This is a genomic window from Pseudomonas sp. TWI923 (assembly GCF_039673365.1).
In the GTDB taxonomy this organism is placed as follows: Bacteria; Pseudomonadota; Gammaproteobacteria; order Pseudomonadales; family Pseudomonadaceae; genus Aquipseudomonas; species Aquipseudomonas sichuanensis.
The window spans coordinates 1-568 of record NZ_JBDJLM010000180.1; the positions used below are offsets into that span (position 1 = coordinate 1).

At 62.7% G+C, this 568-nt stretch carries 1 pseudogene; it reads right to left on the reverse strand.

Going from position 1 to position 568, the window contains the following annotated elements:
- Positions 1-568, reverse strand: a pseudogene (locus ABE459_RS26010) (RHS repeat protein); the annotation flags it as partial.

A 568-nucleotide genomic window follows, 5' to 3' on the forward strand; every position in this document is an offset into this window, starting at 1 on the left:
CGGTCCAGCGCATCGACATGGGCCAGCAACCGGCCTTCGGCATCGCGTTCGAAACGCTCCTCGGTCATGTCCGCATGGGTGACCTTGCTCAACTGCCCCGCCTTGTAGGCGTACTGGATGCTCTCGCCCAGCGCATTACTGGCCTGCACCAGGCGCCCCAGCTCGTCGTACTCCCATTTACTGGTCTTGCCGGAGCAGTCGGTGTACTCGAGCAGTTGCCCGGCGTCGTTGTACGCCAGCTTCTTCTCGTTGCCGTTGGCGTCCTTGATCGCCTTCAACAATCCCGTCGAGGTGTAGGCAAATTCGGTCTTGTTGCCCAGCGGGTCGACCGTTTCTACCAGGTTGCCGGCATCGTCGTAGTCGCGCAGCCACAGGCCGCCTTCGGCATCGCTGATTTTGATCAGCTGGTCCTTGTCGTCGTAGGCGTAGTGCACCACGGTATGGTCGGCGCGGATGTGCTGCAGGCGGTTGCTGCGTTCATCGTAGGTGTAGCGGTCCTGGCTGCCGTCGGCGTGCAGGTGGCGGATCACGTTCTTGCGGGCGTCGCGGAACAGCCACTCCGAGCGCT